This is a genomic window from Sphingomonas asaccharolytica NBRC 15499, from assembly GCF_001598355.1.
Classification (GTDB): Bacteria; Pseudomonadota; Alphaproteobacteria; order Sphingomonadales; family Sphingomonadaceae; genus Sphingomonas; species Sphingomonas asaccharolytica.
This window is the reverse complement of record NZ_BCYU01000010.1, coordinates 47,776-72,254: the sequence shown is the minus strand read 5'-3', so window position 1 is coordinate 72,254 and position 24,479 is coordinate 47,776. Positions and strand designations below refer to the sequence as shown.

Here is a 24,479-nt window from a genome sequence, read left to right as displayed (position 1 = left end):
CAATAAGGTGGCGCGAATGGATCGGCAGGACAGCCGGCGGCGCCAATTTGGGACGGATGCGTGAACACTCTGAATATCCTCGTCGTCGGCGGCGGCATCGGCGGACTGACCTCGGCCATCGCCCTTCGGCGCGCTGGCTTTGACGTCACGATCGTCGAGAAAGACCCCGATTGGTCGGTCTATGGCGTCGGCATCATTCAACAGGCCAATGTCATCCGCGCGATGGCGGACCTTGGCATCATCGACGATTATCTCGGCGCCGGTTTTGGCTTCGATCAGGTTGAAATCTATGTCCCGAGCGGCCAGCGGGTCGCGATCATCCCGTCGCCCAGACTGACGCCCGGCTACCCAGCCAATGTCGGCATCGGCCGCCGCGCCCTGCATCAGGTGCTTGGCGATCGGGCTATCGCGGCAGGGGCGGCGATCCGGCTCGGGGTGACGGTGGGCGCGCTCGACGACGACGGCGAGGGCGAGGGCGTCGATGTAACGTTTTCGGACGGCACGCGCGGACGCTACGACATCGCGATCGGCGCGGACGGGCTCTATTCCCAGATGAGAGATCACGTCGCGCCTGAGGCGGCGCCGCCGGCGTTCGTCGGCCAGGGCGTATGGCGCTACAACTTTCCCCGCCCCGCCGACGTCACGGCCTTGTGCGCCTTTGACGGACCGATCGGCGTCGGCCTCGTGCCGTTGTCCGACACCCTCATGTACATGTACGTGACCACGCCCGAGCCGGAGAACCGGCGCTACCCGCGCACCGGGCTTGCCGCCGAGATGCGCTCGAAACTGACCGGTCAGCCGCCGCGCATCGCGGAATTGGCCGAGCAGATCATCGACGACGACGCGGTGGTCTACAAGCCGCTCGAATGGATCATGCTCGAAGGGCCGTGGCATCGCGGGCGCGTCGTGCTGATCGGCGACGCCGTCCACGCGACCACGCCACATCTCGGCCAGGGCGCGGGCATGGCGATCGAGGACAGCATCGTGCTGGCCGAGGAACTTGTGCGACACCCGAATCCCGAGGCGGCGTTCGCCGCCTTCCGCGCGCGCCGGATCGATCGCTGCCGCTACATCGTCGAGCAATCGAAGGCGATCAGCTTCGGCCAGACCGGACAAGGACCCCGGGTCGACCAGGGCAAGGTTACCCACGAAATGTTCCAGATCACGGCGCAGCCGATCTGATGACGCTCACGCTCGTTCAGGCCCGCACCATCGCGGACAAGACGCTCGCCGAAGGCATCGCCCGCGGCTTCGCACCTTTATGTGCAACTGTCCTCGACGCCGGCGGCCACGCTCTCGCTTTGTTGCGCGACGAACGGGCGTCGATCTCGCGACCGGAGATCGCCACCGCCAAGGCGGCTGGTTGCCTGGGCATGGGTTTCGGCGGGCGCGAATTGGCACGCCGGGCCGAGGCCGTGCCGGGTTTCTTCACCGCGTTGACCGGCGTATTTCCCAAGGGCATCGTGCCTGTCGCCGGCGGCGTGCTGATCCGCGATGCGGCCGGCGCCTTGCTCGGCGCGGTCGGCGTTAGCGGAGATACCTCGGACAATGACGAGATCTGCGCGCTCGCCGGCATCGCCGCAGTCGCTCTCGTTGCGGACACCGGCGCATGAACGCGACGCTGTTCAGCAACGTGAACGTGTTCGATGGTAGCGGCGCAGCGCGCTTCCCCGGCGAGGTGCTGGTGCGCAACGAACATATCGTCGCGGTGGCGCGCGGCGACGAGCGCCTGCCGCGCGACGGCGCCGAACTGCTCGACGGCAAGGGTGCGACATTGATGCCGGGCATGGTCGAGGCGCATGCGCATCTGACCTGGCCGAGTTCGGTCGAGCGGGTGATCGACAGCATGAAGTTGCCGCCCGAAGAACATCTGCTGGTGACGGCGCAAAACGCCCGCATCACGCTCGATCATGGTTTCACCAGTGCCTATTCGGCAGGCTCGCTCGGCGAGCGGTTCGAGCCGGCACTGCGCGACATGATCGATGCCGGCCATCTGCCCGGCCCGCGCCTCCGCGCGTCCGCCCTGGAAAAAGGCGCCGAGGGGGTAATGGGCGTTCCCGCCGGCCACGACCCGACCCATGACCGCAGCATCGACGGTCTGCGCCGTTACGTCGCCGATATGAAGGCGCTGGGCTGCGACACGATCAAGTTTCTGATGTCGAGCGACGAGGGCTTTGCGCCGGGCGGTAGCCAAGTGTTGATGTATTCCGAAGAGGAGGCGCAGGCGATCGGCGAAGCCGCGCGGGAAACCGGCATCTGGCTGGCGTGTCACGCTCAGGCATCGGAAGCCGTTAAACGCGCGGTGCGGGCGGGGTTCCGTGCCATCTTTCACTGTACCTATGCGGATACCGAGGCGCTCGACATGCTCGAGGCGAAGCGCGACGAACTGTTCGTCGCACCGGCGCCCGGCTTACTCTACGCGCGTTGCCACGAGGCACAAGCCTTCGGGATCGGCACGGCTGAGGCCGAGAAAATGGGCGCAGTCTCCGGACTCGAACTGATGCAACAAGTCATCCCCCAAATGCGCAAGCGCGGCATTCGTGTGCTGCCCGGTGGTGACTACGGCTTTCCTTACAATCCGATTGGCCGCAACGCGCGCGACCTCGACCTCTTTGTGCGCCTGTTCGGCTTCTCACCAGCGGAGGCGCTCGCCGCAGCCACTGGCCAGGGCGGAGTATTGATGGACCTGCCGGTCGGCGTGATCCGCGCGGGGCATTTCGCCGACATCCTGCTCGTCGATGGTGATCCGACTGCGGACGTGACCGTCCTGCAGGGCAAGTCAAACCTTGCTGCAATCATGAAGGGCGGCCGCTTCCACAAGCGCCCGGCCGTAACTCTCCACTGAAGGACTAGACGATGAGTCGTGTGACCGAAATCCGCTATGTGGGCTATGGCGTGCCCGATCTCGAGGCTGAGCGTGCGTTTTACGCGGAAAAGTGGGGCCTGAAGCAGGTCGAGGAGCGCGACGGACTCATCTATTTCGCGACCGAAGGACATGACGAACTTTTCGTCGTTCGGCTCCGCGCGTCAGACACCAAGCGTATCGATGTCGTTGCCCTCGCGACCCACACGCGCGCTGATGTCGACACGCTGCACGACAAGGTAATCGCCGCGGGATGCCGGATCGTATTTCCGCCCAAAGACCTCGAAGGTTTCGGCGCCGGCTATGGCTTCCGCTTTTTCAGCCCAGACGGGCTTACCTTCGAAATTTCCAGCGACGTCGCGCGCGGGCCAGTGCGCGAAATGCATCGCTGGGACGCGGTGCCGCAGAAGATCAGCCACATCGTTTTCCATTCGCCCGACCACAAAGCAGCGACGCAGTTCTTCATCGACGTACTCGGGTTCAAGCTGAGTGACTGGCTGGGCGATTTCATGAGCTTCCTTCGGTGCAACGAATGGCACCACCGCATCGCCTTCCTGCCCGGGCCACCCTGCCTCAATCACGTCGCCTACGACATGCTCGGCGTCGACGACATGATGCGCGGCATCCACAATTTGAAACAGAAGCAAGTCGACATCAACTGGGGCCCCGGCCGCCACACCGCGGGCAACAACACGTTCAGCTACTTCGTCACCCCCAATGGCTTCGCGGTCGAATATACTTCGGAGCTGGAAGAAGTGGACGACGCCACCTGGCAGCCGACGGTCCATAAGCCGGCGCCGCTGGTCATGGACCAATGGGGCATTGGCGTCGGCGGGCCGCAAACCATGCCGCATCCAGCACCCGATGCCGGCCTGTTCCAGGCGGTCGAGGCCTGATCCGATGGCGCTGTTCCAATATTTCCCGAACTATGTGTGGAATCTCAGCCTCGCGATTGCGCTCGAAAGCGGTGCGCGGATCGGCGAGATCGTCGATATGTGCCAGCCCATTCGCGACGCGGCGAACAACGGCACCGATGCCGGCACCGCAGAGTTCCTCGCCGAATGGGTGAAAATGGCCGACAAGCTCATCGGCCTTGCCGATGAAGACGAGGCCAAGGGGCGAACGCTGTCGGCGGGGACAAAGCTGCAACGCGCCGCGCTCTACCTGTTTACCGCCGAGCGCATGCAGGGCCATGGCCATCCCGGACGCGGCGAGACCTTCGCCAAGGCGCGCGCCGCCTTCGAAAAGGGGACTGCCTTCGCGCGCGAAAATTGCGAGCGCGTTGAGATTCCGATCGACGGCGGCGTCATGCCGGCCCTCTACACTCGCGCACCCGGTCATGGACCGAAGCCGGTCGTGGTCTATTGCAACGGCCTCGACAGCTGCAAGGAACTCCTGTTCTGGTCGCGACTGCCCCACGCGCTTGCGGCGCGCGGCATATCGACATTGTGCGTCGATCAACCCGGCACGGGGGAAACGCTCAGACTGCAGGGTCTACCGGCCATGCCGGAGAGCGAGCATTGGGCGTCAAAGGCGGTCGACTGGCTTGAGGCGCGGGCCGAAATCGACCCCAAGCGCATCGGCATGACCGGCATCTCGCTCGGCGGCCATTATGCGCCGCGGGCCGTCGCGTTCGAGCCGCGATTTGCCAGCGGCGCGGTGTGGGGCGCCAATCACAATTGGGCGGAGGTGCAGCAGAAGCGCTTGCGTCGCGAAGGCGAGAACCCCGTTCCCCATTATTGGGCACATGTGAGGTGGGTGTTCGGCGCCAGCGACATGGACGATTTCTTCCGACGCGCCGAGGGAATGACGCTGAACGGCGTGATGGATCGCATCAAGGTACCGTTTCTCGTCACGCACGGCGCCGAAGACCGCCAGATTTCGGTCGACTATGCGCACCAGAGCTACGACCAGCTCACCAACTCCCCGCGCCGCGAATTGCGGATTTTCACCGCGCGCGAAGGCGGCGTCGAGCATGTGGGCGCGGACAATATGAGCTTTGGCCGCGACTATATCGCCGACTGGTTCGCCGACACGCTGGGCGGACACACCGGGTGAGTGTTCCGGCGCTCGCGGTCGATCCGTTCGACGAGGACTTCCTGAGCGATCCGGCCGCGCACCACGCCGCGCTGCGCGACGCAGGCCCGGTGGTGTGGCTCGAACCGATCGAATGCTACGCAATGGCGCGTCACGCCGAGGTGTCGAAAGCGCTCGGCGACCATGGAACCTACTGCTCCGGCCGCGGTGTAGGTCTTGCCGATTTTTCGCGAGAAGCGCCCTGGCGTCCGCCGTCGTTGCTGCTTGAGGCCGACCCGCCGCTGCACGACCGCACGCGCGGTCTGATGAACAAGGTCGTATCGCTCAAGGCACTGCAGGAGGTCCGCCCCCTCTGGAGCGCCAGGGCACACGAACTGGTCGACTGCCTCTTGGAAAAGCGACGTTTCGATGCCGTGACCGAGCTCGGCGAAGCCTATCCGATGCTGGTGTTCCCGGACACGGTGGGTGTTCCGAGCGAGGGTCGCGACTGTCTGCTCACCTACGCCGCCGCGGTGTTCAACGCATTCGGTCCGCGAAACGCGATATTTGAGCAGGGCGAGGCCGCCGCGGCCCACGCGGTTGGCTGGGTGGCTAACGCATGCCGCCGGGAATCGCTGGCGGACGGTAGCTGGGGCGCGTCCATCCACGACAAGGCGGTCGACTATGACTTGAGCGAGGCGGAAGCCGAACGGCTCGTGCGGTCGCTCCTCTCCGCAGGGGTCGATACCACGGTCAACGGCATCGGCATCATGATGCTCGCCTTCGCGAGCTTCCCCGAGCAATGGGCGCGGCTGCGCGCCGAGCCAAAGCTTGCACGCCGCGCGCTTGACGAGAGCCTGCGGTGGGATTCCACCGTTCAGACGTTCTTCCGCACGACCACGCGCGCGGTCGACGTCGACGGTGCAACGATCCCTGAAGGCTCCAAAGTCGTCCTGTTTCTCGCCGCCGCCAATCGCGACCCGCGCCGCTGGGAGAGCCCTGAACAGTTCGATCTCACGCGCGCCACCAGCGGGCATGTGGGCTTTGGCCATGGCATCCACCAATGCCTGGGCCAGATGGTCGCACGCCTCGAAGCCGAACTGGTGCTCGAAGCGCTCATTCCGCGCGTCGCCGAAATCCGCCTCGCAGGTGAGCCGGTGCGCCGGCTCAACAACACCCTTCACGCACTGGCCAGCCTGCCGGTCGAAATCCTTCCAGCTTGAGGACATTCCCATGACACGCCGCTTCGTCGATCTGTCGATCACGCTTGACCCTGAAGTGATCACGGACCCGCCGTTCATGCGTCCACAGATTACGTACCAGTCACATGGCGAGACCGTGAAGGAAGCCCAGTTCTTCTTCCCCGGGGTCGCCGCGGAGCAATTCCCGGGAGGCCAGGGTTTCGCCGCTGCGGAAACGGTGGTGATGAGCACGCACAACGGCACGCACCTCGATGCCCCCTGGCATTACCACCCGACGATGGACGGCGGCGAGCGCGCCATTACCATCGACGAGGTCCCGCTCGATTGGTGCTTTCGACCAGGCGTGAAGCTCGACTTCCGACACTTCGCCGATGGCTATGTGGTCACCGCCGATGACGTCGCAGCCGAATTGGCACGCATCGACTATGAACTCCAGCCGCTCGACATCGTATTGGTCAATACCGCCGCCGGCGCCGCGCTGGGCGATCCGCGGTTCGTCGATATTGGCTGTGGCATGGGGTACGACGCGACGATGTATCTGACGTCGCGCGGCGTTCGCGTGACGGGGACCGACGCTTGGTCGTGGGACGCGCCGTTCAGCTATACCGCGCAACGTGTCAGCGAGACCGGCGACACGTCGCTGATCTGGGAAGGCCACAAAGCCGGCCGCGACATCGGCTATTGTCACCTCGAAAAGCTGCACAACCTTGAGGCGCTGCCGGCGTTCGGCTTCACGGTCAGCTGCTTCCCCCACAAGGTGAAGGCGGGTTCGGCCGGATGGACTCGCGCCGTCGCGATCTTCGAAGACTGAACGACGTGATGAGCAGGCACTAGGCACCATGCGCGTCGTCGTCACCGGAGCGGGCGGATTCGTCGGGCGTTCGCTCCTCCTGCGCCTTGCCGATGAAGGACATCAGGTGGTGGCGCTCGATCACATCGCCCCGGGCGCGCATGGGGGCGATGTGCTTGTCGGCGACCTCACCGACCCCGGGATCATCGCGCGCGCATTAGCTGGGGGCTGCGATGCGGTCGTGCATTTGGCGACCATGCCCGGCGGCGCAGCGGAAGTTGATCCGATTGGCGCGCGCCGAATCAACATCGATGCAACGATCGCGCTGAGCGAGGCCGCCGCTGCCGCCGGCGCCGAGCCCCGCTTTGTCTTTGCGAGCAGCATCGCTGTACTGGGCTCGCCTCTGCCCCCGGTGGTCGATGATGACACGCCGCTGCGCCCACAGCTCGTCTATGGCGCGCACAAGGCGATGATCGAGCAGTGGCTCGCCACACTGTCGCGGCGCGGCGCAGTGGACGCCGTATCGATACGATTGCCAGGGATCGTCGCGCGCCCGCCCGGTCCGTCCGGCATGAAATCCGCGTTCATGAGCGAAGTGTTCCATGCGTTGCGCGCCGGCGTACCGTTCACCAGTCCGATCGCAGCCGATGCGACGATGTGGCTGATGTCCATCGACACGGTCGTGAACGCATTCTTACATGCGTTGACGCTGGAAGCGCCGCTGCCCGACAGTCGCGCGATCACGCTTCCAGCGCTGCAAGTGCGGATGGACGAACTGATCGCGGCGATTGCCCGTCAAACTGGCGCGGACACTAGCCGCGTCGCGTATGCCCCGGACCGCGATCTACAGGCCGCGTTCGGAGCGTATCCTCCCCTTTCCAGTCCCACCGCCGAAGCGCTTGGCTTCGCCCATGATGGCTCGACGGCCGCGCTCGTCACCTCGGCCATCGCCACCATCGAAAAACAGGAAAGCGCCCAATGAAGCTCGCCACCATTCACGACGGAACGCCTGATGGAGCGCTCGTGGTCATCTCCGCAGACACGACGCGCTACCTTCCCGCTGGCGTTGCGCCGACATTGCAGGCGGCGTTGGAACAATGGGCCACCGCCGTTCCTCAATTGGACGCGATTGCCCAAAGGCTGGAGAATGGCGACGGCCAGGTAATAAGCGGTGTTCGATTTGCCGCCCCGCTCCCTCGTGCCTGGCAATGGCTCGATGGCTCTGCTTTCGAAAGCCACGGCGAGTTGATGCAGCGGGCCTTCGGTATCGCGCCGATCGAGACCGATCTTCCGCTCATGTATCAAGGCCTTTCGCACGCGTTTCTTGGGCCAAATGACGACGTGCCGCTCCCAAGCGAAGCCGACGGGATCGACTTTGAGGGCGAGTTCGGCATTGTCGTTGACTCAGTACCAATGGGCATCGCGGCCGCTGACGCGCTGGACCATGTGAAGCTCGTAATCCAGCTCAACGACTGGTCGCTTCGCGCGATCGCACCGATCGAGATGAAAACGGGATTCGGCTGGATCCAGGCCAAGCCCGCCTGCAGCGTCGCACCATTCGCAGTGACGCCCGACGAGCTGGGGACAGCGTGGCGTGACGGCCGCGTTTGCCTCGACCTTGCCGTGGACTGGAACGGGGAGCGCTTCGGCAACGCCAATGGTGCGCCGATGGCGTTCGGTTTTCACGAACTCATCGCGCATGCCGCGCGGACGCGCGCGCTTCCCGCCGGGACGATTATCGGGTCCGGGACTGTTTCCAACGCCAACTATCGCGAAGTTGGCTCATCCTGCATCGCGGAACGGCGCGGGATCGAACTGGTCGATCACGGCGAGCCCCGCACCGCGTTCATGCGCTTTGGCGATCGCGTGCGCATGGAGGCACGCGATATCAATGGCGCTCCATTGTTCGGCGTGATCGATCAGCGTGTCGTTACCAGTGGTTGAACTACCGCCCGTTCGCCGCGTCGTCACCGGGCACGACAGCTCGGGTCGTGCAGTGTTTCGCTCCGACGAACGCTTTCCCACCGTGCCAATTCCCGGCGGCGACGCGGCGTTTTCGCTCATGTGGACGACGGCCACCGTCCCGGCCGACAACAACGACGAGACGGACGGTCGATTGCGCGAAGCTGGCCTTACGCTGCATCAAGGATCAGTGATCCGCATTGTCGACATGCTGCCGGGTGGGGTGTCGCCGATGCATCGTACCAACAGCATCGACTACGGGATTATCCTGTCCGGCGAAGTCGAACTCGAGCTGGATGACGGGGCGAAGGAGCTGCTCGGTCCGGGCAACATCGTGGTGCAGCGAGGGACGATCCACCTGTGGCGCAATCCGAGTTCGACCATCACTTGCCGCGTCGCCTTCATCCTGATTGAGGCGCAGCCATTTCAGCATGACGGATCGCCACTGCCAGAGCGTCAGCCCTAGTCTCTTGCTTCCATTCGTCGAACGGACCGCCGCCTTTCCAAAAATTGGGGCCCGTCTTTCAGCAATTCGCTCATTCGTCAGGTGCGTCGTTTCTCGACTTACGAGAGCGAACTCACGCGGCCCATCGATCCGGCGCTCGAGCCATCTTACCGGCGCGCGTTTGAAATGGTGGTGAGCGTTATGCGATTCATCCGGCCAGCGATGGGAACGACGTGTTGATCCGTGCTGTAACGTTCTGGACATCGTTATTCGGCTTATCGCGACTGCTTCGCCAACGTCTTCTCGAGCCCTTCCAAGGTGAGATCGAGGGCAGTTGGCGGGACGCAGTCTTGCAGGAAGTGATCGACATGGCGGCTGCGGAATAACCGGCGGCCTGTTCGAACGTGGCATCGACCTCTGCCACGAAACCGTGCGGCAATGGTGGCACAGGTTTGGGCCAATGTTCACCGGGGACATCCGGCGGCAGCGCCTATCGCGGATGCGGGGTTCGACACTGGAACCCCTGGCGGTCCATCGCGATAATCTCACCGATTATCAGCATGATGTTGGCTTAACCACGCTTCCGTGCAGCATTGCGGCTTGATCGAGGTTAACCTCGTGCAACAGCAGGGGATTCGCCATGCCAAGCCTGTACATCTCGCCTGCCGGATCCGGGGACAAAAGCGGTAGCGACATCAACAACGCAGCCTCGATCGGTTCGCTCAACACGCTGATCGGGAAGGCGGGACCGCGCGGCGAAGTGTTGCTCCTGGCCGATCAGGGCGACTATAACGTTACCGGCATCCTCGCCCTCACCCGTGGCGGGACGGACGGCCAACCAGTAGTCGTGCGCGGCATCGATTCCGACGGCAACGCGATGGCCGCGCATTTCAGCGGCTCGCGCCCGGCCGGCTGGCAGGCGGGCGATGCCTCCGGCAACGAGCTGTTCAAACTCGGCACGGGCGCGGACAATCTTGAATTCCGCGACTTGCGGATCGACAATGTCGGCACGGCTTTCCGCGCCACCGCCGATCTCAGCAATCTCCATATCGAGGGTGTCGACGCGAACAATGTTCGCCGCTTCTTCGAGGATTATTCCAGCGCGCCCTCGGGTACCGCGACGATCACCGGGCTGACGATCCGCGACGTCGACGTGCAGGGCTTCTCCAGGGCGGCGATCCGCCTCCAGTACGATACCAACAACGTGGTGATCGACAACGTCACGGCGGACATGGCCGGGCAAACCGGCGACGACCTGCCCGAGGGCGTCCATCTCGACGGCACCGTCCACAACGTCACACTCAGCCAGGTAGTGATGGCGAATGTCCAAAGCACCGCCGGCGCCTATTTCAACGGCGATGGCTTCGCGAGCGAGCGCGGCGTCTATGACGTGCGTTTCATCGACACGGTCGCGCGCGGCAACAGCGACGGCGGCTACGACCTCAAGTCGAATGACACAATGCTCCTGCGCGCGCTCGGCGAGGAGAATGGCCGCAACTACCGTCTCTGGGGCGAGGCGACGCTGATCGACTCGGTCGGCCTGAACCCGGTGCTGCGCGGCGGCATCTCCGAGCAGAACCAGCTCTGGCTTGACGACGCCGCCAACGTCACCGTGATCGGCGGGCACTTCGATGATGCCGGATCGCGCACGAAAGTGATCTCCTCGCTGGGGCAGCTCACCTTGCAGGACGTCGAGATCACCCGGTCCGAACTCTCGGCGCTCGCCACCCAAGATTCGCTCCCCGGCCTCAGCGGCGCGGAGACGATCCGCGAAACGCTGACCGTCGATCAGGGCAGCGCGTCGCCCGGCGCGACCAATTATATCGCTCTGCTGCCCCTGCCCGCCACCGTTACGGCGGACGCGCTGCTTGGCACCGCCGGCGACGACATCTTCCTTGTCGACGACACCGGCGACCGGATCACCGAGGCTGCCAACGCCGGGTTCGACCGGGTCGAGACGACGCTCGACAACTACACGCTCCCCGGCAATGTCGAGGAACTGATCCGCCGCGGCGCCGCCGATTTCACCGGCAACGGCAACGCGCTCGCCAACACGATGATCGGTGGCGCGGGCAGCGACACGCTGGGCGGGCTTGCCGCCAATGACGCCATCGCCGGCAATTCGGGCGACGATTCGCTCGCGGGCGGCAATGGCGAGGATCTGCTCAAGGGCCAGGCAGGTGCCGACATGCTGCTAGGCGGCTGGCAGTCGGACTGGCTTGATGGTGGCACGGGCGCGGACCGCCTGGTCGGCGACCAGGAATGGCTGAGCAGCCAGGGCGCCAACGACCGGCTCGACGGCGGAGACGATGCCGACCTGCTGATCGGCGATGCGACCAATATCTATGGCAGCGGCAAGGGGGGCAGCGACCGGCTGACCGGTGGCACGGGCGACGACATATTGATCGGCGATGGTGACGTGATGGCGGATAACGCCAAGGGTGGCGCTGACACGCTGGACGGCGGCGACGGCAATGACTGGCTCTATGGCGACGGCCGGACGTCGACCGCGACGGTGAATGGCGGCGCCGACAAACTCTATGGCGGCGACGGCACCGATCATCTGATCGGCGGCGGCGGCAACGACCTGCTCGAGGGTGGCGCGGGCGCTGACTGGTTCGTGTTCGCCCCAGGCTCCGGCGCCGACGAGATCACCGACTTTGCCCCGGGCGCGGATCATATCGATCTCAGCGCCTTCGACATCGCCTATGAGCAACTCGGTTTCACCACGAGCGCGGGCGGAGTTCGCGTTTCCATGGGTACCGACAGCATCTTCATCCGCGGCGCGCAGGCGCTTTCTCCCAACGATTTCGTCTTCGGCTGATGTCCAATTTGTTTCAGCAAAGCTGAAACGGTTGCCGCACCGGCCCGCTCCCCACCCGGCCTCCCATAGAATATCCTGATTGGGAGGCCGGGTGGGGAGCGGGCCGGCACCGCACAGCGAAGCTGCAAATGACCGGAGGAGAGGGCGCTCAGCCGAAGATGAAGTCCGCATGGTCGAGCGCGGTGACGCCGCGCACGAAGATCGTATCGGTGCCGCCCAGTTGGATCGTCACCCCTGCGCTGCTCGTGGTGAAGCTGAGCGCCTCATAGGCGATGTCGAAGGCGCTGAGATCGATATGGTCGGCCTCGGCGCCGCCGCGGGTGAAGTCGGTGATCTCGTCGGCACCCGAGCCGGGCGCGAAGACGAAGAGGTCGGCGCCCGCGCCGCCGGTCAGCTTGTCCGCCCCGCCCCGCGCGCCAGCCGCCATGTTCACGGCGTCGCCGTACAGCACGTCGTTGCCGAGCCCGCCGATCAGCGTATCCGCGCCACCGACCCCGCTCCCCGTCATGTTCATTCCATCGCCGATCAGGATGTCGTCACCATCGCCGCCGTCGAGCGTGTCCCTGGCGGCAAGCGACGAGACCCAATCGGTATCCCCGATCAGAAGATCGTTGCCCGCGCCACCATATAACCGGTCGGTCTGCTGCCCGCCGTACAGCGTATCGCCACTGTCGTCGCCGTAGAGAATATCCTCGTTCTTGCCGCCATCGAGCCGGTCGGCGCCGACGCCGCCCCGCAGCGTGTCGTTGCCGTCGTCACCGGAGAGCGCGTCGTCGCCGTCGCCGCCGGTCAACACATTGGCACCGGCGCTGCCCAGCAGCACATCGGCAAAGGCCGAACCCTGCGCATTCTCGATACTGACCAACTTGTCGCCCATGGCATCGCCGCCGCTCGCGGTCTGGGCACGCAGATTGACCAGCACGCCGCCGAGCGAGCCGGTATAATCCACCGTGTCCGATCCCGTGCCGCCGTCGAGCACATCGCCGCCAGCCCCGCCGCGCAGCATGTCCGCGCCGTCTCCGCCGGACAGCCGATCCTCGCCCCCGCTGCCGACGATGAAATTGTCGAGCGCATTGCCCGTCATCGTCGCGCCGATCGTTCCGGTATAGACCAGCTCCTCGATATTGGCACCGAGCGTGTAGCTGGTCGCGGCGGTGCGGATGCGATCTTGCCCCTCCCCCGCCGCCTCGATCACCTGGTCGCCAGCCTCATAGACGATATAGAGGTCGTTGCCGGGGCCGCCGCGCATCACGTCGTTGCCGCTGCCGCCATCGAGCTGGTCTTCCCCTGCTCCGCCGACCAGCAGATCGTCGCCACCCCGCCCGTAGAGGATGTCACCGAGCAGCGGATCATCGCGACCGGTGATGATGTCGGAATAATTGGAGCCGATTACGGTCTCGATGCCGGCCAGCCGGTCTCCCTCGGCCTCCCCGCCATGATTGACGTTGGTGGCAAGGTTCACGGTAATTGCGGCCGACTTGGTATAGTCGACCTGATCGCGCCCCGCACCGCCGTCGAGCAGATCCGCGCCCGCACCGCCGACCAGCTTGTCGTCGCCGTCGAGCCCGTAGAGCGCGTCGTCCGACGCCTTACCGTAGAGGCTGTTATCGAGCGCATTGCCGGTGCCGGTAAAGCTGCCAGTGCCGCTATAGCTGAGATCCTCAACATCATCGGCGAGCGTCAGCGAGGACAGGCTCGTGCGCACGATGTCGAGCCCGCCGCCGACGGCCTCGATCACCTGGTCGCCGGCATTGTCGACCACATAGGAATCGTCGCCGGTGCCGCCGATCATCACGTCCGCGCCGGTTCCGCCGTCCAGCGCGTCGTTGCCTGCGCCGCCCTCGAGCCGGTTGGCATTCGCGTCGCCCGTCAGCGTGTCGGCGTAGGCGCTGCCCACCAGACCTTCGATTCCGGCGAGACTGTCACCCTGCGCATCGCCGCCCGACAGGATATTGGTCGCCAGATTGATCTTCACGCCCGCGGCGCTGCCTGCATAGACCGCAATGTCGAAACCGCCGGCACCGTCCAGCCGGTCGCCCCCGGCGCCGCCGGCCAGGATCTGATCCGCCCCGTCGCCGACGATCGTGTCGGCGAAGCTGGTACCGATAAAATGCTCGATCCCGTCGAACCTGTCGCCCTCGGCGTCGCCGCCGATGCTCGTGCCGGTCTGGAGGTTGATCGAGATGGCACTCCCATTGACGCTATAGTCGACCGTATCGATACCGGCCCCGCCGATCAGCATATCGGCGCCCGCGCCGCCCTGGAGCAGGTCGTCGCCGCCGCGCCCGTCGAGCCGATCCGCGCCTGCACCGCCGTACAACATTTCGGCAGCATCCACCCCGGCCAATGAATCGTCGAACGCCGAGCCGACCAGCGCCTCGATGCTGGTCAGCCTATCGCCCGCTGCATCACCGGTGCCGCCCTGCACCGATAAAGCAAGATCGACCTGCACTGCCGCCGCCGAGCCCGAATAGTCGGCGGTGTCGAGGCCGTCGCGCCCATCGATCAGGTCGGCGCCCTGGCCGCCGACCAGCCGGTTGTCGCCTGCTTCGCCGTTCAACACGTCGTCGAACGCCGAGCCGATCAGGCCCTCGATCGCGACCAAGCTCACCCCGTCCGACGCCGTGCCCGCCGCAAGGTCCGCGGTCACCGCGCTTGCGCGGGTCGAAAAGTCGGCAATATCGATACCCGCTCCACCGTCGAGCCGATCCGCCCCGCCATTGCCGACCAGGCGGTCGTCACCGGCGGCGCCCGACAGCGCATTAGCCGCGCCGTCGCCGGCCAGCACGTCGCCAAAGCCGCTGCCGACCAGATTCTCGATTCCCGTCAGCACGTCGCCCTGGGCATCGCCGCCGCTGCCGGTGCCGCCCAGCACCGCGTTCACCGCTGCGCCACTCGTCGAATAATCCGCCGTGTCCATCCCGCCGCCGCCAGTCAGCCGGTCCGCGCCAGCGCCGCCGACCAGCACATTGTCGAAACCGTCGCCAGTCAGCGCATCGTCGAAGCCCGAGCCGATCAGCCGCTCGACCCCCTGGAGCCGGTCACCCTGGGCATCGCCGCCAATCCCGGTGCCGGCGACCAGGTCGATCGTGACCGCGCCGCCGCTGCCCGAATAATCCGCGCTGTCGAACCCGGCGCCGCCGATCAGCGTATCGGCACCTGCGCCGCCAACCAGCAGATCGTCGCCGCCGCGCCCGTCGATCCGGTCGTCACCCGCGCCGCCACCGATCGAGTCCGCGCCGTCATTGCCCGACAGCGTGTCGGCAAAGGCCGAGCCGATCACCGCCTCGATCCCGATCAGCCGATCGCCAGCCGCCTCACCGCCGCTTGCCGCGCCATCGGCGAGATCGACGACCACCGCCGCGCTACTGCTGCCATAATCCACCCAATCGAACCCGGCGCCGCCGTCGAGCAGGTCTGCACCGGTACCACCATCCAACGTGTCATCTCCGGCACCGCCCGACAGCACATCGTCCCCTACGCCGCCGAACAGCCGGTTCGCACCCGCGTCGCCCGTAAGCATATCGGCGAAGGCCGAGCCTTCGACTCCCTCGAACCCGTCGAACAGGTCACCCTCGGCATCCCCGCCGCTGGCGGTGAGGCGCAGCAGGTCGATCCGCACCCCGGCGGCGCTGCCGGCATAGCTGAGCAGGTCTTGCCCCGCACCGCCGACCATGATGTCCCGCCCTGCACCGCCTTCGACGTGGTCGTCGCCGGCGTCGCCGACCAGTATGTCATCGCCCGCGCCGCCGGCGAGCCGATCATCGCCCGCCCCGCCGCTCAGCATGTCGCGCCCGCCACCCCCCGCCAGCGTATCGGCCGCGGCCGTGCCCGTCAGCAGGTCGTCGCCCGCGGTGCCCGCCGTCACCGCGGCGCGTTGCCCGGTCAGGGTCAGTACCGACCCGGTGCCACGCTGCGACTGGACCGTGCCCGGCCCGGTGACGAGCCCGAAATCCTCGACCACCAGCCTGGCGTTCCTCTCCGCCAGGTTAAACAGCTTCGGTGACCCGGGGTCGGAGAAGAGCGCCCCGTCGATCGTCGCGCTCGCGCCTTCGGCCAGCCAGACATGCTCCCGATTGCCGCCCACCAGCGGCGCGCCCGCGTCGAGGCTGACGATGTTGCTGAGCTGCGCGCCGGTGCCCCACAGCCGGATGTTGCGGCCATTGCCCGAGACCATCGCGCCGTCGACCACGATGTTGTCGCTCTTCAAATCGAGCCCGCCATCGCTGTTGCCCGTGGCGATCACGTCGTGCAGCGTGATGTCGTAGGTGCCGCGTTCGGTCGCAAAGCCGTCGCCGTTGCGATAGTCGTTCACCGTGTCGAGCGCGTTGCGCATGGCGACGCGATCGATCGTCACGTCGTGCGCGGTGCCGGTGATGTGGACGCCAATCGCGAAATTGTCGCCGTTCTGGAACTGGCTGTCGCCGCGCACATCCTCGATCAGCACGTCGTTGCTGTCATATTGGATGCGGATCGCGCCCTTGGAATAGCCGCTCACCGCGACGTCGCGGATCGTCAATCCGGTGATCGTCGCGCTGGCATTGGTCCCCGAGACCATGTCGTCAAGGAAGCGGGCGACGTTGGTAGCGTCGACATGTTCGATTGCCAGATTGTGCACATCCGCACCGACGCGAAAGACCGTGCCGACATTCTGGAAGGCCAGATCGCTGAAGCGCAGATTGCCCGCCCCGTTCAGCAGCCGGAATATCTCCTCTCCCGGAGGGTTGGCCGGGTCGAAGGGCTCGGGCCGCGTGCCGGTGATCGTGGCCGCCATCGCATTGCCGGCGCTATCGACCCCGCGGATCGTCACCGGCGCGGCCGACGTCCCGCCCGCGACGATCGCTAGCGCATCGGTCGGCGCGACATAGGCACCCTGGTCGGCGAGCAGCAGCACCTGCCCACCCGGTCCCGCCGCCGCGATGAGCCGCGGCAGGTCTTTCAGCGTCGCGGCGTTCGCTGCGCTTGAGCCGTCGCTCGAGCCTCTGCCGGTCGGCGAGATGTAAAGAGTAGGCATGGCAAGGCTCCCGTCATAAGCCCAAAACGTAACGCCCCACCGAAATCCGATCGCCGACACAGCGCTGCCCGGGTATCGCACGCAGGCTCGAAGCTCGCGCCGCGTCCACCCCGGGAAGCTGCCCCTGTAGTCGCACCAGACAGCCCGCGACGGTGCCCGCGTCAACCATATGCTGCGTCTGCGAAAGCCGAATCGCCCCTTTGCTCCGATGACCGGAACCGCTGGCGCCTTCGCTCTCCCGGTTTTGACCGCTACCAAGGAGACGATTCACGATGCTGCGCTGCGGCGACTGTGAGCGGGAGACCACGCTCACCTGCGCCGCGCCGCGGATCGTCCACGCCTGGGGAACCCGATCGGAGACGCACGGTGCAGGATCTGTCCCTCGGTACGTCCCGACCGCTCGTGGACACGGGCCTCGAGGCCTTCGCCCTGATCCTCGCCATGCACCGCATTGCAACAGACCCGGCCGAACTGCGCCACAGCCTCGGCCATGCCAACCTTGTCACGGCGTCCGATCTGCTACGCTTGGCAAAGCGCATCGAAGGCGTCCGCGCCCGCGCCACGACCGGCAATTTCGAACGGTTGAGGCGTCTTCCCATGCCGGTGATGGCGAGCGGCGCCGAGGGCTGGTTCGTGATCGGCCGCGTCGGCGAGGATGCTGTGGCGATCCAGCGTCCCGGTGCCGCGATCGAGCGCTGGGACCGTGCCGCGCTGGAGGCACGATGGACGGGTGCGCTGCTCCTCGTCACCACCCGCGATTCCGCGCAGGTTGCCGCGCCCGCCTTCGACATGACGTGGTTCATTCCCCAGATCGTCAAATACCGAAAGTTGATCGGCGAGGTCCTGCTGATCACCCTCGCGCTCAACCTACTCGGTCTCGCCGCGCCGCTCTTCTTCCAGAACGTCGTCGACAAGGTGCTCGCGCATAACAGTCTGGCAACGCTGCAGGTGCTCAGCATCGGGCTCGTGCTGGTCTCACTCTGGGAAGTCGCATTCGGCTGGCTGCGCACCCGGCTCTATTCTGAGACCAGCCAGAAGCTCGACGTCGAACTGGGCAGCCGCCTGTTCCGCCACCTGCTCCGCCTGCCGCTCGCCTATTTCGAGAATCGCCGCGTCGGCGACACCGTTACCCGAGTCCGCGAGCTGGAGACGGTGCGCGAATTCATGACCAGCGCTTCGCTCACCGTGCTGGTCGATCCGCTGTTCACGATCGTCTTCCTCGTCGCGATGTTCCTCTACTCGCCACTCCTCTTCGTCATCGTCGCGCTCACTCTCCCCGCCTATGTGATCGTCTCGGTCGTCGTCACCGGTCCCTTGCGCCACCGGCTCGACGAGAAGTTCGCGCGCGGCGCCGCCAACAACGCACTGCTGGTCGAGAGCGTCTCGGGCATGCAAACGCTCAAGGCGGCCGCGGTAGAGCCGCAATGGCAGGACCGCTGGGAACGCCAACTCGCCGCATACAGCGCCGCCAACCAGCGCGTGATCAACCTCGGCAATTCCGGCAGCCAGGCAGTCCAGCTCATCTCCAAGCTCAGCCTCGCCGCGATTCTGTTCTTCGGCGCGCAGCAAGTGATCGCCGGTGCGCTGACCGTCGGTGGGCTGGTCGCGTTCAACATGTTCGCCCAGCGCGTTTCCGGCCCGGTCATCCGCATGGCGCAGCTCTGGCAGGACTTCCAACAGGTCCGCCTCTCGGTCCAGCGGATGGGCGACATCCTCAACACCGGGGCCGAGCCCGGCGCCGGATCGCGCACCGCTTTGCCGGCGCTCGCCGGCCATGTCCGCTTCGAGAATGTCCGCTTCCGCTATGCCGCCGACGGTCCCTGGACATTGGACCACATCAGCCTCGACCTGCCCGCCGGCACCACGCTCGGCATCGCCGGCGCCTCGGGGTCGGGCAAGTCGACGCTCACCAAGCTGCTCCAGCGCCTGTATCTGCCCGCAGGCGGCCGCGTGCTCGTCGACGGCGTCGATCTCGCGCAGATCGATCCCGCTTGGCTGCGCCGCCAGATCGGGGTGGTGTTGCAGGAGAACATTTTGTTCAACCGCTCGATCCGCGAGAATATCGCGCTCGCCGATCCCGCCATGCCGATCGAGCGAGTGATGACCGCCGCCCGCCTCGCAGGCGCGCACGACTTCATCCTGGCGCTGCCCCGGGGCTATGACACGATCGTCGAGGAGCGCGGCGTCAACTTCTCGGGCGGGCAGCGCCAGCGTCTTGCCATCGCCCGCGCGTTGATCACGAACCCGCGCATCCTGATCCTCGACGAGGCGACCTCAGCGCTCGATGCCGAAAGCGAGGAGATCGTCCAGCGCAATCTCAAGGCGATCGCCGCCGGCCGCACCTTGCTGATCATCGCGCATCGCCTCTCCGCGATCCGCCAATGCGACCGCATCCTGACGCTCGATAAGGGGCGCATCGTCGAGAGCGGCACGCATGACGAACTGCTCCGTCTCGGCGGCCGCTATGCCGCGCTCCACCATCGCCAGATCGGCGTTCAGGCGGGGGCCGCGGCATGAACGCGCTCACCCGTCACTGGACTGCCGCTCGTGACGCGCTCGACAATGAGCGCGCGCGGTCACGCCGGGTTCTACGCACCGAGGAGGTCGACTTTCTTACCGCCGCGCTCGAAGTGGTCGAGCGCCCCGTGTCGCCGACCGCGCGGATCACGGCCTGGCTCTTGCTCGGCCTGTTCGTCGTCGCGCTGCTCTGGCTGGTCCTTGGCCAGGTCGATGTCGTCGCCTCGGCGCCCGGCAAGCTGGTGCCCGCCGACGACGTCAAGCTGATCCAGCCCGGCGCGGCCGGGATCGTCCACGCCATATTGGTCCGCGACGGCCAGAGCGTCCGCGCCGGCCAGCCGCTGGTCGAGTTCGATCCCACCGTTTCGGATGCCGACACGGCGCAAGCTAGCAGAGCGCTGGAAACCGCCATGCTAGACGCCGCGCGACTGCGTGCTGTGCTTTCCGCGGTTGACGGCCAGGGTCTGCGATTCACCCCGCCCGCCGGGACCACACCCGACGTCGCCGCCACCCAGATCGCGCTCGCCCGCGCCCAGCTTGCCGAGATCCAGGCGTCCGGCCGGACGCACGCCGCCGACACCCAGGTCGCCCGCGCCGCCCGTGCCGAGGCGCAGATCGAGGCGGCCAAGCTCACCGAGACCCTGCCGCTGCTCGACGAGCAGATCGCCGCCAACGAGAAACTGCTCGAAAAAGGCTATGTCTCGAAGCTGCGCGTAATCGAGATGCGCCGCCAACGCCTCAGCGCCGCGCGCGACCGCGACGCCGCTCTCGCCACCGCGCGCAAGGCGGAGGCGCAGATCGCGGTGGCCGGCGGCAATTCGAGTCAATCCACCGCCGAGGCGCGCGCCGGCGTCCTCGCCGATCTCGCCAAGGCCGAGAGCGACGCGCGGCTGCGCAAGGAGGAGCTGACCAAGGCCACCAAACGCAGCAGCCTCCAGCGCCTGGTCAGTCCGGTCGACGGCACGGTCACGCAACTGGCCGTCCACACCGTCGGCGGTGTCGTCGAGGCGGCCAAGCCGATCATGGTGATCGTGCCCGTGCGCGGGAAGCTGGTCGCCGAAGTGGCGATCGCCAACAAGGATGTCGGCTTCGTCGGCCCCGGCCAACCGGTCGCGCTCAAGATCGAGGCCTTTCCCTTCACGCGCTATGGCGCCGTGCAGGGCAGGCTCGAGCAGATCAGCTCGGACGCGATACAGGACGAGAAACGCGGACTGATCTACACCGCGCGGGTCGCGCTGGACCGTGCGACGATCCAGCGGGACGGTAGGACGGTCGCCCTTACCCCCGGCATGGCAGTCACTGCCGACATCCGCACCGGTCGCCGTTCGCTTGCCTCCTATCTGCTGAGCCCGATCGACGAGATCCGCACGACGGCCGCGCGGGAGCGCTGACGCCTTTTCCCCTCTGGCGGGAGGGGAGACATGTTGCGCAGACGCAGCCGGCTGCGCAACAGATCCAACCTCTGCGTTTGCACAACACCGAAATGAAAAAAAAAAGAGCCCGCCTCGAAGAGGCGGGCTCAGTGGAGTCCTCCAGGGGTGGAGGGAAGGGTTAGAAGTTGAGAGTCACTCCAACGGCGACCTGGCGGCCGAGCGAGTCGTAGCGCGCCGACAGCGTGTTGCTGCGCGACAGGCCGTAATTGTAGGAATTCGGCAGGATCGGCGGGGTCCGGTCGAACAGGTTGTTCGCCGAAACCCGGAACGAATACGCCTTGGTGACCCGGAAGCTGAGCGCCAGATCAATATAGTCGTACGCCGGGATCCGATAGAAGGTCGTGCGCACACCCTCCGGCGTCCAGCCGAGCGCCGGATCGCCCGAGTTCGTCACGTTGGTGAGTGGTCCCAAGTGGCGCCAGTTCACCGAAGCGCTGAAGAACTTGTCGTTGGTCGTATAGGTCGCCCGCAGTTCATGCGACCATTTGGGGATCAGCTGACCGCAGCCGCCGCCATAATAGCCGGCGCAATTATATTTCGGCAGGATCGGCGAATCCTGACCGCCGGCCAGCGTGGTCAACGAGCCGGTAAAGTCGAAATCCAGCCGTCCCGCGCCGCCCAGCGACAGCGCATATTGGCCCTGGAAATCCCAGCCGTGCGACTTGCTCTTATAATAATTGGTCGTACCGCCGCGCAGGAAGCCGGTCGTCGGATTGGTCGACGGGGTGCTGTAGAGCGTGCCGTTGGCGTTGCGTACGAACATCTGACAGAAGAATTGGCTGCCGGTAGCAAGGCAGCCGTTCGAGAAATAGTCATAGTCGTTATAGCCGATCGAGTCGTTGAGATTGATCACGAAGCGATCGACCGAGACGGTCAGGCCGGGCAGGAAGCGCGGCTTCAGCACAACGCCGAGGGTCTTGGTATAGGCCGTTTCAGGATTCACCGTGAAGCCGCCGCGCCGTACGGTGCAGCCGACATCGGTCGGGCACAGCAAGGTGGGGCTGCCGTACAGATTGGCGGGCAGGCCGGTGGCGGCGCAGACCGCTTGCGACGCTTGGGGAGCGCCATAGATCGGAATCTGCTGACCGGTATTGGGATCCGTCGTGGTGCCGATCGGGGTTGGCCCGCAAATGTCGTTATAAGCGGTCGTGATGCGGTCGTAGCTGATGTTGCTGCCCTGGAACGCCTCGACCACGGTCGGCGCACGTTGCGCGCGGTTGATCGACCCGCGGAACGTGATGTCCGGGATCGGCGCCCACAATGCTTCCGCCTTCCACGTCGAGAAGGTGTTCGGGTTGCTGCTATATTTCGAGAGGCGGAACGCGCCGTTCACCTGCAAGAGATCGCCGAACGGCTTGTGCTGCGCGATCGGGGCCTGGACCTCGACCATGCCTTCCCAGACATGTTGGGAGAGGTTCTGGTCGGTACCGCCCATATTGGCGCGCCACAGCGCGTCGGCGGTGCTCTCCAGCTCGTCCTTGCGATATTCGGCGCTGAACGCGATCGCCAAGCCTTGGTCGGCCCAGGGGCTCTTGATGCCATAGGTCCCCAGGTCGCCCTGCACCGTCGCGACGACGTTGTAGAGGCGGTTCACCGTGCTCTGGGTGCCGTAGCTGCCGTTCACCAGATAGTTGAACACGCCGATATTGTTGACCGGCGAGAGCGAGCTGAACGGATCGAGCGGGAGACACCCGTCCGCCGTTCCCGACGCGCAGGTCGGCACGCCATTGACGTTGACGACATTGAGCGCGTTGTTGACGCGGTCGATGGACGGGAAGGACCAGCTATAGTCCTGCTGGTTGCGCGCATAGACGCCACCGACGTCGTAGCTCCACCCCTTGGCGATCTGGCCGCGGATACCGCCGGTGAGGCGCAGCCCCTCGTTCATATAGCGGTCGTCGAGATCGGGCACGCCGGCAAAGCGGTAGCGGAGCTCGACCGGTACCATGGCGCTGGTTCCCGCCTGCGCGCCGCAGATCACCTGCGACTGCGAGGCGGAGAGGTAGGGGTTGTTGCAATTGACCTGATAGGGCGTCGAGCCGAAGGCCGTGTAACTGTAGATCCGCGCCGGAAAGCCGTTGACCGACTTGTCGCGGAACCACATCGCGCTGCTATAGATTTCCGCGGCGTCGGAGATCTTGAACGAGGCGAAGCCGCCCGCATTCCAGCGTTCGTTAGCGCGCTGGAAGGAATAGTCCGAATAGGGGTTGGCGGCCACCGCGGTCGAAAACGGAACGAAGGTGCGGGTGCCGTTCGGATTGTTCACATAAGCGTTGCCGGCGTTGGGCCCGCTCAGCGGCGACACATAGCCGTTATAGCTGTAGGTCGAGGTCGAGCAGGTCAGCGGGCCGTCCTTGACGGCCTCCACCAGCTGGCAGCCCGAAGTCTCGCGCGCGTCATAGGGAACGAGGTTGGCCTTGCGGTAATTGACATAGCCCGAGATGTGGAAGCGATCGTTGAACAGCTTGGTACCCGCGGTCAGCGACAAATCGGCGCGACCGCCGTCGGTGGCGAGACCGCGGGCCGGTTGGGCGAAGCCATATTGGCTGGCGACCTGCGAGATCAGGCCGGGTTTGTTCTGATGCGCGTATAAATTGTAATTCGCGTTGAGCTGGATGCCCGTGAAGTCGTCCTTCATGATGAAATTGACGACGCCGGCGACCGCGTCCGAGCCATAGACCGCCGAGGCGCCGCCGGTCAGGACGTCGACACGCTCGATCAGCGCGGTCGGGATCATGTTGAGGTCGACGCCGTTCATCGTCCCGGCGCGCTTGCCGTCGATCAGCGTGAGCGTGCGCTCGAAGCCCAGGTTGCGGAGCTTGACGCGCTGGCGGCCGTCCGAATCCTGGTAGTTCTGCTGGCTGTCCGGCGCGACCTGCGGAAGGCGGTTCAGCACTTCCTCGATATTGACCGCGGCCTGGGCGCGAATCGCGTCGGAAGTGACCGACGTGACCGGCGCAGCGGCGCTGGTATTGGGGCGGGTGATACGGCTGCCGGTGACGATGATGTCGACATTGTTGGTCGGCGCGGTTTCGGGCGCCGGCGGATTGGCCGCCTCCTGTGCCATCGCAGGTACGGCGAACAGGCCGGCGGCGCAGGTGGTGCTCAATAACAGCTTGTGCAAACGCATGACTAAATCCCTCTTGTTTCTCGATCCCTGACGATCACTTCGTTCCACCGTGCCCTTTAGGCTCTCGGCGGCTTGGACTTACGTGCCCCCTGCTAGGCCGGTCATTGCAAAGGCTAGGCCGCGCCCGAACGCATAGGCGCTCGTCTGCCTGTGAGGCTCAAAGATCGAGACGATGGCGCGCCGTGCGGGCCGCGCGAGAGTCGCAGCGGCTCCGGTAAGTCCGAAGTCAAATACGCCGCAGCGAGACATCCCCATCGCTATCAATCCCAGATCCTTCGCGACC

15 protein-coding genes and 1 pseudogene are annotated in these 24,479 nt (G+C 65.7%); 14 read left to right on the top strand and 2 right to left on the bottom strand.

Features of this window, described 5'->3' with window-relative positions; all coding sequences use genetic code 11:
- Positions 1-60 precede the first annotated feature (60 nt).
- The 12 genes and pseudogenes from SAS01S_RS04300 (at position 61) to SAS01S_RS04250 (ending at position 12,102) form a co-directional block, all read left to right on the top strand.
- Positions 61-1,182 (top strand): FAD-dependent oxidoreductase, encoded by a 1,122-nt coding sequence (locus SAS01S_RS04300; RefSeq protein ID WP_066805377.1) that lies wholly within the window; start codon positions 61-63, stop codon positions 1,180-1,182.
- The gene (locus SAS01S_RS04295) at positions 1,182-1,613 is read left to right on the top strand and encodes a GlcG/HbpS family heme-binding protein (RefSeq protein WP_066805370.1); all 432 of its coding nucleotides are present in this window, start codon (positions 1,182-1,184) and stop codon (positions 1,611-1,613) included. Before SAS01S_RS04300 ends, SAS01S_RS04295 begins: the two co-directional genes overlap by 1 nt.
- Positions 1,610-2,845 (top strand): amidohydrolase family protein, encoded by a 1,236-nt coding sequence (locus SAS01S_RS04290; protein ID WP_066805363.1) that lies wholly within the window; start codon positions 1,610-1,612, stop codon positions 2,843-2,845. The genes SAS01S_RS04295 and SAS01S_RS04290 overlap by 4 nt, the downstream gene beginning before the upstream one ends.
- An 11-nt stretch (positions 2,846-2,856) precedes the next feature.
- Entirely contained in the window at positions 2,857-3,759 is a 903-nt protein-coding gene (locus SAS01S_RS04285; protein ID WP_066805360.1) for a VOC family protein, read from the top strand.
- Between the two features lie 4 nt (positions 3,760-3,763).
- Entirely contained in the window at positions 3,764-4,921 is a 1,158-nt protein-coding gene (locus tag SAS01S_RS04280) for an alpha/beta hydrolase family protein (RefSeq protein ID WP_066805357.1), read from the top strand.
- Positions 4,918-6,102, top strand: coding sequence for a cytochrome P450 (locus SAS01S_RS04275; RefSeq protein ID WP_084238492.1), 1,185 nt, complete (start codon positions 4,918-4,920; stop codon positions 6,100-6,102). The genes SAS01S_RS04280 and SAS01S_RS04275 overlap by 4 nt, the downstream gene beginning before the upstream one ends.
- Positions 6,103-6,112: 10 nt before the next feature.
- The gene (locus tag SAS01S_RS04270; RefSeq protein ID WP_066805353.1) at positions 6,113-6,892 is read left to right on the top strand and encodes a cyclase family protein; all 780 of its coding nucleotides are present in this window, start codon (positions 6,113-6,115) and stop codon (positions 6,890-6,892) included.
- Positions 6,893-6,920: 28 nt separating this feature from the next.
- On the top strand, positions 6,921-7,853 hold the full coding sequence (locus SAS01S_RS04265) for an NAD-dependent epimerase/dehydratase family protein (protein ID WP_066805349.1): 933 nt from the start codon (positions 6,921-6,923) through the stop codon (positions 7,851-7,853).
- Positions 7,850-8,815 (top strand): fumarylacetoacetate hydrolase family protein, encoded by a 966-nt coding sequence (locus SAS01S_RS04260; protein ID WP_066805345.1) that lies wholly within the window; start codon positions 7,850-7,852, stop codon positions 8,813-8,815. Before SAS01S_RS04265 ends, SAS01S_RS04260 begins: the two co-directional genes overlap by 4 nt.
- 52 nt (positions 8,816-8,867) lie before the next feature.
- Positions 8,868-9,299: a cupin domain-containing protein gene (locus SAS01S_RS04255; protein WP_245656741.1), complete on the top strand. Its 432-nt coding sequence runs from the start codon at positions 8,868-8,870 to the stop codon at positions 9,297-9,299.
- Between the two features lie 373 nt (positions 9,300-9,672).
- Positions 9,673-9,786: pseudogene (locus SAS01S_RS23390) on the top strand (IS6 family transposase); the annotation flags it as partial.
- A gap of 132 nt (positions 9,787-9,918) precedes the next feature.
- The gene (locus tag SAS01S_RS04250; RefSeq protein ID WP_066805338.1) at positions 9,919-12,102 is read left to right on the top strand and encodes a calcium-binding protein; all 2,184 of its coding nucleotides are present in this window, start codon (positions 9,919-9,921) and stop codon (positions 12,100-12,102) included.
- 148 nt (positions 12,103-12,250) lie between these two features.
- Here SAS01S_RS04250 and SAS01S_RS04245 read toward each other — a convergent pair whose 3' ends face one another.
- Complete coding sequence (locus SAS01S_RS04245; protein WP_066805335.1) at positions 12,251-17,116, bottom strand: beta strand repeat-containing protein; 4,866 nt, start codon at positions 17,114-17,116, stop codon at positions 12,251-12,253.
- Between the two features lie 366 nt (positions 17,117-17,482).
- Between SAS01S_RS04245 and SAS01S_RS04240 the strand changes: the two genes are divergently transcribed.
- Positions 17,483-19,633 carry a type I secretion system permease/ATPase gene (locus SAS01S_RS04240; RefSeq protein ID WP_066805332.1) on the top strand — a complete coding sequence of 717 codons (2,151 nt, stop codon included), beginning with the start codon at positions 17,483-17,485 and terminating at the stop codon, positions 19,631-19,633.
- On the top strand, positions 19,630-21,024 hold the full coding sequence (locus SAS01S_RS04235; RefSeq protein ID WP_066805329.1) for an HlyD family type I secretion periplasmic adaptor subunit: 1,395 nt from the start codon (positions 19,630-19,632) through the stop codon (positions 21,022-21,024). The genes SAS01S_RS04240 and SAS01S_RS04235 overlap by 4 nt, the downstream gene beginning before the upstream one ends.
- Positions 21,025-21,184: 160 nt before the next feature.
- Here the strand turns inward: SAS01S_RS04235 and SAS01S_RS04230 are convergent, their stop codons facing one another.
- Complete coding sequence (locus SAS01S_RS04230) at positions 21,185-24,196, bottom strand: TonB-dependent receptor domain-containing protein (protein WP_066805316.1); 3,012 nt, start codon at positions 24,194-24,196, stop codon at positions 21,185-21,187.
- Positions 24,197-24,479 lie beyond the last annotated feature (283 nt).